The organism is Rhizobium sp. CG4, from assembly GCF_023701965.1.
GTDB lineage: Bacteria > Pseudomonadota > Alphaproteobacteria > Rhizobiales > Rhizobiaceae > Agrobacterium.
The window spans coordinates 926,747-942,013 of the sequence record NZ_JABAEG010000001.1; the positions used below are offsets into that span (position 1 = coordinate 926,747).

The 15,267-nt window shown below is 55.1% G+C and carries 11 protein-coding genes; 5 read left to right on the forward strand and 6 right to left on the reverse strand.

Going from position 1 to position 15,267, the window contains the following annotated elements; genetic code table 11:
• Positions 1 to 30: 30 nt before the first annotated feature.
• The 5 genes from xylA to HGO37_RS04425 all read right to left on the reverse strand — a co-directional run bounded on the left by xylA (position 31) and on the right by HGO37_RS04425 (position 6,872).
• Positions 31 to 1,341: a xylose isomerase gene (gene xylA, locus HGO37_RS04405; RefSeq protein ID WP_250982270.1), complete on the reverse strand. Its 1,311-nt coding sequence runs from the start codon at positions 1,339 to 1,341 to the stop codon at positions 31 to 33.
• A 73-nt stretch (positions 1,342 to 1,414) separates the two neighbouring features.
• Positions 1,415 to 2,866 carry a xylulokinase gene (gene xylB, locus HGO37_RS04410; RefSeq protein ID WP_250982271.1) on the reverse strand — a complete coding sequence of 484 codons (1,452 nt, stop codon included), beginning with the start codon at positions 2,864 to 2,866 and terminating at the stop codon, positions 1,415 to 1,417.
• A 39-nt stretch (positions 2,867 to 2,905) separates the two neighbouring features.
• Positions 2,906 to 3,934 carry a LacI family DNA-binding transcriptional regulator gene (locus HGO37_RS04415; protein ID WP_250982272.1) on the reverse strand — a complete coding sequence of 343 codons (1,029 nt, stop codon included), beginning with the start codon at positions 3,932 to 3,934 and terminating at the stop codon, positions 2,906 to 2,908.
• A 139-nt stretch (positions 3,935 to 4,073) separates the two neighbouring features.
• Complete coding sequence (locus HGO37_RS04420; protein WP_250982273.1) at positions 4,074 to 5,657, reverse strand: DHA2 family efflux MFS transporter permease subunit; 1,584 nt, start codon at positions 5,655 to 5,657, stop codon at positions 4,074 to 4,076.
• A gap of 18 nt (positions 5,658 to 5,675) precedes the next feature.
• Entirely contained in the window at positions 5,676 to 6,872 is a 1,197-nt protein-coding gene (locus HGO37_RS04425) for an HlyD family secretion protein (RefSeq protein WP_250982274.1), read from the reverse strand.
• A 164-nt stretch (positions 6,873 to 7,036) separates the two neighbouring features.
• On the opposite strand from HGO37_RS04425, the gene HGO37_RS04430 reads away from it, so the two are divergent.
• From HGO37_RS04430 to lysS, 5 genes are all read left to right on the forward strand, one after another.
• Positions 7,037 to 7,690, forward strand: a complete 654-nt coding sequence (locus HGO37_RS04430; RefSeq protein ID WP_250982415.1) for a TetR/AcrR family transcriptional regulator — start codon at positions 7,037 to 7,039, stop codon at positions 7,688 to 7,690.
• Between the two features lie 167 nt (positions 7,691 to 7,857).
• A complete protein-coding gene (locus HGO37_RS04435; protein WP_250982275.1) occupies positions 7,858 to 8,610 on the forward strand; it encodes a TerC family protein in 753 nt (250 codons plus the stop codon).
• Positions 8,611 to 8,757: 147 nt separating this feature from the next.
• Positions 8,758 to 10,530, forward strand: coding sequence for an SLC13 family permease (locus tag HGO37_RS04440; RefSeq protein ID WP_250982276.1), 1,773 nt, complete (start codon positions 8,758 to 8,760; stop codon positions 10,528 to 10,530).
• Between the two features lie 179 nt (positions 10,531 to 10,709).
• Positions 10,710 to 12,167, forward strand: coding sequence for a glutamate--tRNA ligase (gene gltX / locus HGO37_RS04445; protein ID WP_192488023.1), 1,458 nt, complete (start codon positions 10,710 to 10,712; stop codon positions 12,165 to 12,167).
• Positions 12,168 to 12,374: 207 nt separating this feature from the next.
• Positions 12,375 to 13,871 (forward strand): lysine--tRNA ligase, encoded by a 1,497-nt coding sequence (gene lysS, locus HGO37_RS04450; RefSeq protein ID WP_250982277.1) that lies wholly within the window; start codon positions 12,375 to 12,377, stop codon positions 13,869 to 13,871.
• A gap of 191 nt (positions 13,872 to 14,062) precedes the next feature.
• Here the strand turns inward: lysS and HGO37_RS04455 are convergent, their stop codons facing one another.
• Positions 14,063 to 14,974, reverse strand: coding sequence for a hypothetical protein (locus HGO37_RS04455; protein ID WP_250982278.1), 912 nt, complete (start codon positions 14,972 to 14,974; stop codon positions 14,063 to 14,065).
• Positions 14,975 to 15,267 lie beyond the last annotated feature (293 nt).

A 15,267-nucleotide genomic window follows, 5' to 3' on the forward strand; every position in this document is an offset into this window, starting at 1 on the left:
AGCTTTTTTACATAAGGCTTTTCGGCCGTTTTAAACGTAACGATTTACGACGTTTTCGAGATATTCCTGACGACCCGACTTCGGTTGAGGATTGATGTTTTCACGCTCGACCAGAGCAGCAATCTCATCCAGCTTCAACTCGCCACGCAGCATCTTTTGCGCCGAAGGAGAATCCCACTTTGAATAACGGTCCGTAAGCGGCTTCGACAGCGCGCCATCTTCAATCATCTTGGCAGCAGCCTTCAGGCCACGGGCGCAGCAATCAATGCCGCCGATATGACCGATCAGCAGATCAGCCGGATCAAGCGACTGGCGACGCAGCTTGGAATCGAAGTTGGTGCCGCCGTTCTGGAAGCCACCACCGGCAAGAACATGGTAATAAGCCAGCGCCATTTCCGGCACGTTGTTCGGGAACTGGTCGGTATCCCAACCGGACTGGTAATCATTGCGGTTCATGTCGATCGAACCGAAAATGCCGAAGGCATTTGCCATGGCCAGTTCGTGTTCGAAGGAATGGCCCGCAAGGATGGCGTGGCCCTGCTCGATGTTGACCTTGACTTCTTTTTCCAGGCCATGACGCTGCAGGAAGGCATAAACCGTTGCCACATCATAATCATACTGATGTTTGGTTGGCTCCTGCGGCTTCGGCTCGATCAGGATCGTGCCTTCAAAGCCAATCTTGTACTTGTATTCGACGACAAGGTTGAGGAAGCGGCCCATCTGGTCGAGTTCGCGCGACAGGTCGGTATTCAGCAGGGTTTCATATCCCTCGCGTCCGCCCCACAGAACATAGTTGGCACCGCCCAGTCGCTTGGTAGCATCGAGGCAGGTTTTGACCGTCGCAGCCGAGAATGCAAACACATCCGGATCCGGATTGGTCGAAGCGCCCGACATGTAACGGCGATGCGAGAACAGGTTAGCAGTACCCCACAAAAGCTTGACGCCGGTTTCCGCCTGCTTCTTCTCAAAGTGGTCAACGATCTCGTTGAGGTTACGGGTGTTCTCCGCAAAGCTGTTGCCTTCCGGGCGAACGTCCGCATCGTGGAAGCAATAATAGGGTGTACCCAGCAGCGAGAAAAACTCAAAGGCAACATCAGCCTTCAGTTTTGCCGCATCCATTGTGTCGGAAAACCATGGGCGCTCAAATGTCTGGCCACCGAACGGATCCCCACCTGGCCATGTGAATGTGTGCCAGTAGGCCACCGCAAAACGCAGGTGATCTTCCATGCGTTTGCCAGCCACGATCTCGTCCGCATTGTAATGACGAAACGCCAGCGGATTTGTGCTGTCCGGTCCTTCATATTTGATTTTGGTGATATCACCGAAAAAGCCTGTCGACATGGGTATTCCTCCTGAAATCTAACCTCTGTCAATGAAAGTAGACCCCCGGCTTGCGCCGGAAGAAAACGGGATGTTAGTGCGCGAGTTGGCGAATGGCCGGGTAGAGCTCGCGGTAACGCTGATAGGCAGCATCGTAGGCACCGCTAAGTGCCGAGACAGGCTCGATGGTTCTGGCAGTCTGCGGCGCCGTGCACACGGCAACCGGGTCGGCGCCCGTGGCCGCAATAAGACCAAGACGTGCGGCACCGAAGGCAGCACCAAAATCACCATCGGCGGGAATATCAACCGGCACATCAAGGGCCGTTGCAATCGACGCCAGCCAGTATTCCGAGCGTGAACCGCCGCCAATGGCCGTGACGCGAGAGATGCTTGTACCGGCCGATTTCAACGCTTCCAGATTGTCACGGATGGCAAAGCTGACACCTTCAAGCACCGCCTGCGTCAAGACCGAACGGTCACTTTCATGACCAAGACCGATAAAGGCACCACGAATGACCGCGTCATTGTGTGGTGTGCGCTCGCCAGACAGATAAGGGGCAAATGTCACGCCGCTTGGTGCCTTAAGGCTGTTGCCCAGCTCTGTGGTCAGTTCGGCTGCAGATTTGCCTGCAATGCCGGAATACCAGTTAAGGGCATCGGTTGCCGACAGGATCACGCCCATCTGGTGCCAGGTGTTTGGCAAGGCGTGGCAAAACGCATGTACGGCACTTTCCGGCTTGGGCAGATAGCTGCCGTTGGCCGCAAACAAGACGCCTGAAGTACCAAGCGAAACGAAAGCAGCGCCTTCCGATACCGTACCCATGCCGCAAGCCGATGCAGCATTGTCACCGGCGCCACCGGCAACCACGACATCGCTCATGCCCCAAGCAGATGCAAGCTCGCCGCGCAGTTTACCAGCCTGCTCAGTGCCTTCCACCAGCGAAGGCATGTGGCTTTCGCTAAGGCCGGTTGCATCCAGCAATTCTGCCGACCACTTGCGGGCACCGGTATCAAGCCAGGACGTTCCGGCAGAATCCGACATTTCGGAGATATATTCACCGGTCAGCCAGAGGCGCAGATAATCCTTCGGCAGCAAAACCTTGGCGACCTTGGCAAAAATCTCCGGTTCATGTTTGGCAACCCATGCCAGCTTTGGCGCGGTAAAGCCTGGGAACACGATATTGCCGGTCAGCTTGCGGAACCTTGGGTCAGCATCCAACTTGGCAGCCTCGGCATAAGAGCGCGTATCATTCCATAGAATGCAGGGACGAAGCACCGCACCGGCCGCATCAACAAGGGTTGCACCATGCATTTGCCCGGACAGTCCAATGCCTTTCACGGCAGCAAGTTCCTTGGCATGGGAGGCCTTCAGTCCGGCAATTGCCGTTTCACTTGCCTTGATCCAGTCTGCAGGGTTCTGCTCCGACCAACCGGAATGAGGCCGGGACACCTCAAGTGCGCCATTGGCAGAACCAACAATACGCTGGTTGCCATCAATCAGCAGCGCCTTGACGCCAGACGTCCCCAAATCGAGACCAAGATACATGTTATTCCTCCATGAAAATACGGTGAGACGGATTTGCAATCACGGCAAATTATCTCGCATGAATATGTCTAGGCGAATGCGTTCTTGTGCCGCAATCACTCCTACCTTGTCAGCCTTGGCCTTGAGCACACGAATGCTGCTACGCACCTCATGCCCGGCATCCTGATTGAGTACGGCGTCGATAAGCCCGGCCTTAAGCGCCGCAGTGGTGTGGGTGCTCAGCTCGTGTGCAATGACCGCCGGTCTGCCACGCGATTGCGGCAGGTTTTCCAGCGCCCTGATAAGACCTCTGTTACCGGCACCGAGGCTGTAAACACCGCCAATATCTGCATGTTGGGCAAGTGTATCGCGCACCAGCTTTTCAACCGTCGCAACATCATCACGCCCTTCGAGAACCGGCAGAATTTCCAGCTGCGGAAACTCTGATCCCATCACCGACATGAAACCGTCGACGCGCTCGCGGTGATCGCGCACCATCAGCGAACCGGCCAGCACAGCGATCTTGTTGGCCGACGGATTGGCAAAACGCCCAAGCAGGCTGGCCGCCGTCTTGCCGGCAGCAATATTGTCGACACCGGCATAGTGGTCGCGTTTTGAACCGGAGAGGTCCGAAACGATTGTCACTGTCGCTATGCCGTCATCCGACAGTGCCGCAACCGCCTGACGCACCGCGTCACCCTCAACGGCAACAAACGCAACGCCGGCCGGCATGTCGGCCCGCGCGGTTTCCAGCGCAGCAACAAGTGCGGCTGCATCAAATGGGGGAATTTCAAGCAGCGTAATTTCGGCGCGTTCCGAGGGGCCACGTGAAATCGCTGCACGCACCTCATCCCGCAATGCCTGCATGAAGGAGTTGTCATTGTTTGGCAAAATGAAAACCAGTGGATAAACGCGGCTGCGCGCCAGATTGGCAGCGGCGACATCACGCACGTAACCCAGCTCGGCGATGGCTGCTTCCACACGCGCCTTGGTCACTTCCCGTACACCGGAACGGAGGTTGACCACACGGTCAACTGTGGCAAGGCTCACACCCGCCTTCGCAGCAATGTCGTGAACTGTTGGCTTCATTTCCGTCCTCCGACAGCCCTTCTATTCCCAAATTTGAGGTACGTAAATCAAAAAATAGCGGACGGCAGCAATCATCTTTAAACGTAAAATGAAAAAGGCCGCCATTTCTGGCGGCCTCGGCGGTGGATAGGGAAAATCGTTAGTGGCCGCTGCCTGCAGGCGGTGCAGCAGATGGCTTGCGGATCAGCAACGTCAGCGTCACCAGGAAGCAGAACAGCACTGTCAAGGTCATGAACACATCGGCAAATGACAGCAGCCATGCCTGTTGCGTTACCATGCCCGCCAGCTTCTTGAAGGCGACTGAAGCGCCATCCAGACCGTAGCTGTCATAGTTCGCACCTACACTGCTCAACCAATCCAACGCTTCCGGATTTTTGAAGTTCACATGCTCCGACAGACGCGCATAATGTTCATCCGTGCGCTGTGTCAGCATGGTGTTGATTATGGCCAGACCAACCGCACCACCGAGGTTACGGGTGAGGTTGAACAGGCCCGACGCGTTCTTGATACGCTGCGGCGGCAACGTGCCGAGAGCAATGTTGTTGATCGGCACCATGCACATCATAAGCGAGCAACCGCGCAGGATCTGCGGAACAAGCAGTTCGTAGAAATCCCAGTCCGAGGTAATGCCAGTCATCATATAGGTGCCAGTGGCAAAACCGAGGAAGCCAATACCCATCATTACACGCGGATCGAGCTTGTTGGACAGCATACCGGCAGCCGGAGCTGTGAAAAACATCGCAAGACCGGACACGAACATTGTCTCACCGATCATCAGCGAGTCGTAACCACGGATACGTCCGAGATAGAGCGGGTAGAGATAGGTCAGACCGTAAAGGCCAACCCCCATCACGAATGAGAACAGTGAACCAATCGAGAAGTTTCGGTCCATGAAGGCCCGCAAATCCACGATCGGGAATTCGACCTTGAACGCTCTCCAGAAAAACACCACCGCACCGATGGTCATGGCAATCGAACCGACAACGATATGTTCATCGTTGAACCAGTCCTTGTTGTTGCCTTCCTCGAGCACATATTCCAGCGAACCGAGGAACACGCCCATAGCCAGCAGACCCCACCAGTCAAACTTCTTCCAAAGTGACTTTTCGGGCTTGTCGAAGTCGATCAGGCTCCAGGTCAGCAAGGTGACGATGATACCCGGCACAACGTTGACGAGGAACAACCAGTGCCAGGACATGGCGTGGCTGAGATAACCACCCACCGTCGGACCGATGGTCGGCGCAAGTGTTGCCACCAGACCAATGATCGGAGACACGATGCTACGCTTGGACGGCGGAAAAATGGTGAAAGCTGCCGCAAACACCGAAGGGATCATGCCACCGCCGATAAAGCCCTGAATGGCGCGGTACACGATCATCTGGTCGATGTTGGTGGCCGTGGCACATAGCGCGCTCGACAGGGTAAAACCTGCCGCACACATGCTGAACAGCACCCGGGTTGACAGGATACGCGCCAGCGTGCCCGACAGCGGGATCATGATAACTTCAGCGATCAGGTAAGACGTCTGCACCCAGGCGATTTCATCCGAGCCGGCACCAAGGCCGGCCTGGATTTCCGCGAGAGAGGCAGACACAATCTGGATGTCCAGAATGGACATGAACATGCCCACGACCATGGCAAAGAAGGCAATGAGCCGCTTTTTATCCATGGGGGGATCGGACGCGGCAACTGCATTGCCGCCTCGGATGACCGCTTCCGTCATGATGCGAGCCTTTCGCGCTTACTTCTGCGCTACCGCATTGTTGTCAGGTGCAGTGCGTGTATCCACGTCCACGACAACACTCAAACCGGCACGAAGATTATGCTTGGCAAGATCTTCGGCAGAGAAAGCGATACGAACAGGCACGCGCTGGATAACCTTGGTGAAGTTACCTGTGGCATTTTCAGGTGGCAGCATGGAAAACACCGAGCCGGAAGCCGGCGAGATCGACTGGACCGTGCCGATAATATCCTGCTCACCAAGCGCATCCACATGGATACGCACCTTGGAACCCGGCTCGACCTTGGCGATCTGCGTTTCCTTGAAGTTCGCATCAATGTAGAGGTCGTTCATAGGCACCAGCGCTGCAAGCCGCTTGCCGCTGGACACCAGATCGCCCACCTGAACAGCCACATTGCCGATGACACCATCATAAGGCGCCTTCAACACTGTAAAGCTAAGGTCACGTTGAGCCTTGTCCTTGGCCAGAACCAGCGAACGGATGGTGCTTTCAGCTTCGTTTCTCTGCGCTGCCAGTAGAGAGATATTGGCTTTGGCGGATTCGATGCTGGCCCCACCGGCAACAGCATTTGCGGCAGCCTGATCAAGCGCGACCTGTGCATTATCTGCAGAGGCAACCGTACCAACATCCTTGGCTTGCAACTCGTTGGCGCGCTTCTGGTTGATTTCCGCGCCGCGCAGGGCTGCGTCAAGCGCACCCTTCTGTGCTTCGGCCTGCTGCAGAGCAGCCTTGGCACCTGCAAGCTGTGCATCGATACGCGACAGCGACAGCTCCTGGGTACGAACCTGCGCTTCGGCTTGTTCAAGCGCGATTCGATAATCACCATCATCCAGAGTGACGAGCGGATCACCAGCCTTGACTTCCTGATTGTCGACGACATGGACCTTGTTCACGTAACCGGAAACCTTAGGCGAAATGATCGCAATGTCACCTTCGATATAGGCATCATCGGTTGAGATGAGGAAACGACCATCGGTCCACCATTGGTAACCATACCAGCCGGCACCGGCCAGCACGGCAATTGCCAACACAGGCAAAATAGGCGAGCGACGCTTTGCCTTCTTCTGCTGTGGCGCATCCTGTGGCGGCGCAGGTGTCTGCGATGTGGTTTCTACCGCATCATCTTTACGCGCCGTTTCATCTGCGCCCTCATTTGTATTGACCGCGCGTACCGCGCCTGTGTTCTGGGCAGACATGTGCTCACCACCATGTAGGACATAATTTTATTGAACTGAACCGTTCGGTTCGATTGACATAAAGCTTTTCATGACACATATCAAGAGGGCATCGAACCAAACAGTTCGATTTGACGGGAATCAAAATTTCAAACAGGGATAAGAGTGTGAGCACGCAAGAAGACATGGAGACATCTGGAACGCCGGTCACCACCGGGCGTTTCGCGGCGGGAGAAGATCCTGCAAAGCGCGAACAGATCCTCGATGGCGCCTGGATTGTTTTCCGCAAACTTGGCTTTGATGCTGCCAGCATGAACGATATTACCCGCGAAGCAGGCGTTTCCAAGGGTACGATCTATGTTTACTTCGCAAATAAGGAAGATCTTTTTGCGGCCCTGATCGACAGGCATCGTACCCGTTTTGCCGAAGCCATGCGTGATGTGCTGGCGGGCGAACAAGCGGTTGAAGAAGGTCTCAAGAAGTTCGGCTTTACCTTTTCCCGACAGATGACCTGCTCTGAGGTCATACCAGCTATGCGTTCTGTGATTGGCGTTATTGACCGCATGCCAGGTCTTGCGAAGCGTTTTTTCGCCAGTTCACCGGTCAACATCAAAAGCGTGCTACAGGATTTCATCGAACATCATGTGAAGCTTGGAAACTTGCAGGTCGACGATGTCGAACTGGCCGCCCGGCAATATATCGAACTGTCGTCAGGTCCGTTTTTCAAACTTCGCCTGTTTGGTGAAATTAATGGTGACGTGCCGCAGCAGGAACTGGACCGGGTGGTCAACAGCGCCGTGCGCGTATTCATGGCCGCTTACGGAACCAAAATCAGTTGAGCGCATTAGGCAAAATCTGCGCAGGCGTAATTTCGCGTTAAACGCGAAAATTGCGAATAATCAGGCATATCGTTGAAATAAATGCGCTTGTTTCTCGCGTTTTATAACGTACATGATTGCGTCGTATATTTGCCAATGCTGCACAATTGAAAGGACAACACCCCCCGATGGAGACCATTCTCCCTCTCTTGAGCGACCCCACTGCCTGGGTGGCATTGATTACCCTGATCGTCATGGAGGTCGTGCTCGGCATTGACAACCTGATATTCATCTCGATCCTGACCAACAAGCTGCCACCGGAGCAGCGTGAAAAAGCCCGCAAGATCGGTATTGGCCTCGCACTTGTCATGCGCCTCGGCCTGCTTGGCACTGTCGCCTGGATCGTACAGCTTACCAACCCGGTTTTCGATGTTTTCGGTCACCCCTTCTCCTGGAAAGACATTATCCTGATCGTCGGCGGTCTGTTCCTGCTGTGGAAGGCGACCAAGGAAATTCACCACAATGTTGACCCTATCGACCACAAGGAAGACATGGTTGGCGGAACGGTCACCAACACGTTCTCATCTGCAATCATTCAGATTCTGCTGCTTGACCTCGTATTTTCGGTCGACAGCATTATCACGGCCGTTGGCATGACGCCCCATCTGCCGATCATGATCGTTGCTGTTGTGTTTGCTGTGACTGTGATGCTGGTAGCCGCGACGCCGCTGGCTAACTTCATTGAGCGCAACCCGACAATCGTCATGCTGGCTCTCGCCTTCCTGCTCATGATCGGCACCACGCTGATTGCCGAAGGTATGGGCATGCATGTGCCGAAGGGCTACGTCTATGCAGCTATGGCTTTCTCTGCCCTGGTCGAACTTCTCAACATGATGGCGCGTAACGCCCGTGCCCGTAAACGACAGGCCGCCAAGCATTAACCGCTGAATCGAATATTGAAAGACCCGCCTGACAAGGGCGGGTCTTTTGCATTTTGACGACGGAACGCGCTATGGTTTCATACGTTTAATACCGCATCTGATCGGCTGTTCTGGCCAATCACTCTCCTGCCGAAAGTGCATTCCTGAATGACAACAGACCAGATTTTAGCCTTCGCCGTTATCGCAGCAATGATGGCAGCTTTCATCTGGGACAAGTTGCGTTATGACGTGGTTGCCTGCTCCGCCCTATTAGGCGCTGTTGCGGTGGGTATCGTGCCCTTCGACAAGGCATTCTCCGGTTTCAGTGACGATATTGTCATCATCGTCGCCAGTGCACTGATCGTCAGCACGGCGGTGGCCCGTTCCGGCATTGTCGATACGCTGATCAAGAAATATTTCCCCGAAATGCGCTCGAAAGGGTTGCAGCTCGCTTTCCTGATGATTGTTGTGGCTGTCATGTCGGCCTTCATCAAGAATATCGGCGCATTGGCTATCATGATGCCAGTGGCTTTTCAGTTTGCCCGCAAGTCCGGCACCCCCGTGTCCTTCTATCTGATGCCGATGGCCTTTGCTGCCTTGCTCGGTGGATTGATGACGCAGATCGGCACCTCGCCCAACATCGTGGTCTCCAGACTGCGTGAGGAAATGACCGGTCAAAGTTTCTCGATGTTCGACTTCACGCCTGTCGGTCTTGGCCTGACAGTCATCGGCATCGTATTTTTGACATTTGGCTACCGGCTGCTGCCAGTGCGCACCAAGCCGGACGCCTCCGTCGAAGACATTATGGAAAAATCCGCCTACACAGCCGAGGCCTCCATAACAGCAGATTCACCGATTAAAGACAAAAGCCTCAATGAACTGCTGAAACAGGGCGATGGTGCGGTCATTGCGACAACCATTCTCAGAGGCCACCGCAGGATTTCCCCCTTTCCCGATGTTGTGCTTAAGGTTGGCGATACACTGCTGCTGGAAGGCAATGCCACTGATCTGGACAGGGTGGTCTCCAGTGCAAAGCTCACACTGTCAGGCAAGCCATTGACTGGCAGTGGCCAGAAGGAAAGCGATGTCATGGCCATGGAGGCGGTGATCGACAACACCTCGATCCTCAAAGGCCTTTCGGCGAAAGAATTGGCACTGTCCTACACACGCGGCGTCAACCTGATTGCCGTTAGCCGTCGCGGACACCGCCTGAACCAGCGTCTGAGTGATCTGTCGTTGATGGCCGGTGACGTGATCGTTTTGCAAGGCAACAGCAAAAACATCTCACAGGTCTTGAAGGAATTCGACCTTCTGCCGCTCGCGCAACGTGAAATCCTGCTCGGCACCCGCAGACGCGCGATTTTGCCACTTCTGGTACTTGCAGCTGCCATGGCAGCTGCGGCCACCGGCATAGCACCAGTCGCGGTTGCCTTCTTTGCCGCCGCCTTCGCTATGATCGCCATTGGCGCTATCCCCCTGTCCGACATCTATAAATCAGTAGATGGCCCTATTCTTGTGATGCTGGCGGCGCTTATCCCGGTCAGCGATACACTGCGCACGACAGGTGCGAGCGACCTTATTGCGACCTGGTTGGGGGAAACGGCCAAAGGCATGCCACCTTTCATGGCTCTTGGTCTTATTCTGCTGGCTGCGATGGCTGTCACGCCATTCCTCAACAATGCCGCAACGGTACTTGTCATGGGCCCGATCGCGGCAGGATTTGCCACCACACTTGGCTTCAAGCCGGAGGCATTTCTGATGGCTGTCGCGATTGGCGCCGGCTGTGATTTCCTCACCCCCATCGGCCACCAGTGCAACACTCTTGTCATGGGACCGGGCGGCTACAGGTTCAGCGACTATCCACGGCTTGGTCTGCCGCTATCATTCCTGATCATCATCACCAGCATTCCAATGCTGCTTTACGTCTGGCCGGCATCCTGATTTGACCTAATTTTCTTGACGCATGGGGCTGAATGTGGCCTAAGGCCATTCCAATGGAAAATTGCGGAATTGCGGGCATCCTAGATCCCCAAATCCCGTTTCCTCAATGCATGCTAAAACCAGTCGTCGCATACGGGAACTTCCCGTAACCCTTGCACGTCAATACGAGCGATCATCCAATGAGCACTTCCAACGTTCGCGTCCGTATCGCGCCCTCTCCTACCGGTGAGCCGCATGTCGGAACTGTCTACATCGCACTTTTCAACTATCTGTTCGCCAAGAAAACCGGCGGCGAGTTCATCCTGCGCATCGAAGATACCGATGCAACCCGCTCGACCCGCGAATATGAAGAGAAAGTGCTGGAAGCACTGAAATGGACCGGGTTGAAATGGTCCGAAGGTCCCGATGTCGGCGGTCCATACGGCCCGTACCGCCAGTCCGAGCGCAAGGACATGTACCAGCCCTATGCTCAGGAACTTCTGGATAAAGGCCATGCCTTCCGTTGTTTCTGTACGCCTGAGCGCCTGGAACAGATGCGTGAAGCACAGCGCGCCGCTGGCAAGCCACCGAAATATGACGGTCTGTGTCTGCATCTGAAAGCTGAAGAAGTAACAGCCAAGCTGGCGGCCGGTGAAACATCGGTTGTTCGCATGAAGATCCCGACCGAAGGTTCCTGCGACTTCACCGACGGCGTCTACGGCGAAGTGTCGATCCCGTGGGATTCCGTTGACATGCAGGTCCTGATGAAGGCCGACGGCATGCCGACCTACCATATGGCCAATGTCATCGACGACCATCTGATGAAGATCACCCACGTTGCGCGTGGCGAGGAATGGCTGGCTTCAGTGCCCAAGCACATTCTGCTTTATCGTTATTTTGGATGGGACCAGCCGGTATTCATGCATCTTTCGCTGATGCGCAATGCCGACAAGTCCAAGCTCTCCAAGCGCAAGAACCCGACGTCGATATCCTACTACTCGGCACTCGGTTACCTGCCAGAAGCCTTGATGAACTTCCTGGGACTGTTCTTCGTGCAGATCGGTGAAGGCGAAGAGCTTCTGAACATGGACGAGCTTGCAGACAAGTTCGACCCGGATGCATTGTCCAAGGCTGGCGCTATTTTCGACGTGCAGAAGCTGGACTGGCTGAACGGCCGCTGGCTGCGCGAAAAGCTGAGCCAGGAAGAGTTTCTTGCCCGTATTTTCGAATGGTCATCGGAAAATGGCCGTTTGACCGAAGGCCTCAAGCTGGCACAGAGCCGCATCTCCCGATTGAGCGAACTGCCGCAGCTGGCAGGCTTCCTGTTGTCTGGTGATGTTGGCCTGACACCAGCCTCCTTCGCAGGGCTGAAAAGCAAGCCGGAAGAAATTCATGAAATCCTGACCACCGTTGCTGCCGATCTGGAAAAAATGCCGGACTGGAACATTGAAAGCATCGAGGCAGAATTGCGTGACCTTGCTGAACGCACCGGCAAGAAACTGCGCGTGGTGACACCACCGCTGTTCGTTGCCATGTCCGGCACATCGCGTTCGCTGCCGCTGTTTGACAGCATGGCGCTGCTTGGCCGCTCCGTGGTACGCCAGCGCCTGAAGGTTGCCATTGCTGTGGTCGCTACCATGGTTGGCAGCGGAAGCTAAGGTTTACCGGGGCGGATTACCATTCGTCCCTCATTCCTGTGTTTGTCACAGGAAAACCAGCCACGGCGTATTTGCGCCGTGAATGAATGCAAAAAAATCTCCCGCGCCCAGAGACCTGTGCGCACTGGTATCCTGTGATAATCACAGGAATGAGGGAGAACCGGAAACTAATTGCCGCCGCGGTACCGCCGCAACAGGAATTGAACAATGAACGACAAGACAACCGAAACCGCTCTCTCCTCCGACGTCACGGAAGTGCGCCGCCAGAAACTGGCGCTGCTGCGCGAAAAGATCGGTGACGTCTACCCTGCGCATTTCCACCGCACGATGACCAATGCCGAGTTGGCGGAAAAATACGCCGATATCGAGCCGGACGTCGAAACCGGTGATACGGTCACCGTTGCTGGTCGTGTTTATTCCAACCGCAACTCCGGCATGTTCATGGACATCCATGACGCGTCCGGCAAGGTGCAGATCTTCAGCCACAAGGACACCACACCGGAAGCGGCCCGTGAGCTGCTGCCGTTGATCGACATGGGTGACATTATCGGCGTCACTGGCAAGGTTCGCCGCACCAAGCGTGGCGAGTTGACCATCAACGCTGAAGAAATCACCATGCTGACGAAGTCGCTGCTACCGATGCCTGAAAAGTGGCACGGCGTTTCCGACGTCGAAGTGCGTTACCGCAAGCGTCATCTGGACATTCTCTCCAATGAAGAGTCCAAGTTGCGCTTCCAGCAGCGTTCCAGAATTATCTCCGGCATTCGCCGCTTCATGGAAGCTGAAGGCTTCCTCGAAGTTGAGACACCAATGCTGCAGACGGTTTATGGCGGCGCGACTGCCGATCCGTTCAAGACCTTCCACAACACGCTGAAGCAGGACATGTACCTGCGTATTGCGCCGGAACTGTTCCTCAAGCGCACGCTGGTATCCGGCCTTGCCGACAAGGTATTCGAGATCAACCGCAACTTCCGTAACGAAGGCGTTTCCACGCGGCATAATCCTGAATTCACCATGATGGAGTGCTACTGGGCCTATTCCGACTACGAAGACATTATGGGTCTGGTCGAGCGCATGTTCCAAACCCTCGCTGTCGCCATCCATGGCACGACCGAGTTGGAGTTCCAGGGCCAGACGATCTCATTCAAGGGCCCGTTCAAGCGCGTTCCTATGCCTGATGCCGTCAAGGAAGCAACCGGTATCGACTTCCTGAACATCAAGACCGATGAAGAAGCCCGCGCCGCCGCCAAGGCTGCCGGTTTCGAAGTCGAGAAGGACTGGACATGGGGCGAGTGCCTGGCATTCATCTTCGAAGAGAACGTTGAAGGCACGTTGATTCAGCCAAGCCACGTCACGCACTTCCCGAAGGACATCTCGCCTTTCGCCAAGGAAGTTCCCGGCGAACCACGTCTGGTAGAACGCTTCGAAAGCTACTGCAACGCCTGGGAGGTAGGCAACGCTTTCTCCGAACTCAACGATCCCGAGGAACAGCGCCGCCGTATGGTCGAGCAGCTGGAACAGGCTCACGCTCGCGGCGAAAAAGACAAGCAGCTTGACGATGAATTCCTTGATGCAATCGATCAGGGCATGCCACCAGCAGGTGGTCTCGGCATCGGCGTTGACCGTCTTATCATGCTGCTGACAAATGCACCGTCGATCCGCGACGTCATTCTCTTCCCGGCCCGTCGCCAGAAGGCCGACTGACGCTGCGGCATGTTTCACAGGACCGTTTAGCGGTTTTTGGCAGGAACATCTGATCGTCAAATAACAACAACACGCTGCGTGATAACCACCATCTGCAGCGTGTTACACAGGCAGAACATCAACAAAGCCGGAGAGCGAAAACGCCTCCGGCTTTTTTGTTCTCATCGAACTTTTGAAAAATTACCGAGATATCAGTGAGATGGCTGCGAATGACCTTCAGAAGCCTCGGCGCCTGTGCCTTCAGCCGCTGGTGCATCTGCAACGGGTGCGTGCTCTTGCTCCGCAGCTTCCGCGGTGGCGGAGCCTTTCCCGAAAATCAGGGATTTCAGATAGCTGAGGCTGAAAATGCTACCGCTGTCATGCACGGGCGTCGACGTCAGCAACTGTTCATCATCTGGCACAGGGTGCGCCTCTGCCGACGGGTCACCATGGCCTGTTTCACCCTCGCCGCCGTGCCCTGCCGGCTCCGCGGCTTTTTCTGTTGGCGCACCATGGCCATCGCTTTTTCCATGCGCACCCTCGGCATTCTCCGACACGCCACCTTCACAGCCGGTATTATCGGACAACGAATGTACAACCTGCTCAATGTCTTCAAGCGGAAGGTCAATTCTCAAGCCGTAGAAGAAACCCTGTGCGTTCGGCACGCCATCATAATAGAAGCCGGAATATTGCTTGCCATCCGTACCTTCGGGTATTTTGGCCATATCAGGGATATAAACTGCCTGCGCTGCAATCGCACGACCACGCATCTCGGAGCGCAGCTGCGGACCATTGGCATCCAGAACCGACACCTGCACAAGATCAGGGTGCTGTTTTTCGTGAATAGCCTTGGCTACACGCACGGCGGTTTTCAGCCTGTCCGTACCATCACCACCGGCTGTGCGGATAAACTGCCTTATCCAGAATGTACCGTTTTTCTTGATGGTCACAGTCTGGACGGCCTGACATTCCAGACCATTGACTGAACGATAGGAAGGGCCAAGCAAACGTTCGGTACCCACGTAAACAGCAGCGAGACCAGCTGCTCCGCTGATAAGCAGAACACCGCAACTGATAAACACTACTTTACGGGAAAGCCGTATTCGGCTGAATACTGCTTTCACACTAGGCGCCCTGACATACCTACCCCGTCAATTACGCAATGCCCCAGCCCTAATGGGCCAACCAAAGACCATCCGGCATGGATCAAAAATCCACGTCCAGACTGGCTTTGATCCTGACGGTTTCTCCTTGACGAAGATTTAACCCGGAGTGTTATTCAGTGTTTTTAGTGAACCATTTTTGGACTCTGCCAAAAAATATTACTGCGCTTCATGTATAAAGCGTTGACGGGCGCAAACTGACAATAATCAAGCGCGTCCAGTATCCGCACATCCGTGATACGGCATTCTCAAAA

Bases quoted from the DNA above. Each gene is read 5' to 3' on its own strand.
- xylA (WP_250982270.1), bottom strand. From the start codon at position 1,341: ATGTCGACAGGCTTTTTCGGTGATATCACCAAAATCAAATATGAAGGA.
- xylB (WP_250982271.1), bottom strand. From the start codon at position 2,866: ATGTATCTTGGTCTCGATTTGGGGACGTCTGGCGTCAAGGCGCTGCTG.
- HGO37_RS04415 (WP_250982272.1), bottom strand. From the start codon at position 3,934: ATGAAGCCAACAGTTCACGACATTGCTGCGAAGGCGGGTGTGAGCCTT.
- HGO37_RS04420 (WP_250982273.1), bottom strand. From the start codon at position 5,657: ATGACGGAAGCGGTCATCCGAGGCGGCAATGCAGTTGCCGCGTCCGAT.
- HGO37_RS04425 (WP_250982274.1), bottom strand. From the start codon at position 6,872: ATGTCTGCCCAGAACACAGGCGCGGTACGCGCGGTCAATACAAATGAG.
- HGO37_RS04430 (WP_250982415.1), top strand. From the start codon at position 7,037: ATGGAGACATCTGGAACGCCGGTCACCACCGGGCGTTTCGCGGCGGGA.
- HGO37_RS04435 (WP_250982275.1), top strand. From the start codon at position 7,858: ATGGAGACCATTCTCCCTCTCTTGAGCGACCCCACTGCCTGGGTGGCA.
- HGO37_RS04440 (WP_250982276.1), top strand. From the start codon at position 8,758: ATGACAACAGACCAGATTTTAGCCTTCGCCGTTATCGCAGCAATGATG.
- gltX (WP_192488023.1), top strand. From the start codon at position 10,710: ATGAGCACTTCCAACGTTCGCGTCCGTATCGCGCCCTCTCCTACCGGT.
- lysS (WP_250982277.1), top strand. From the start codon at position 12,375: ATGAACGACAAGACAACCGAAACCGCTCTCTCCTCCGACGTCACGGAA.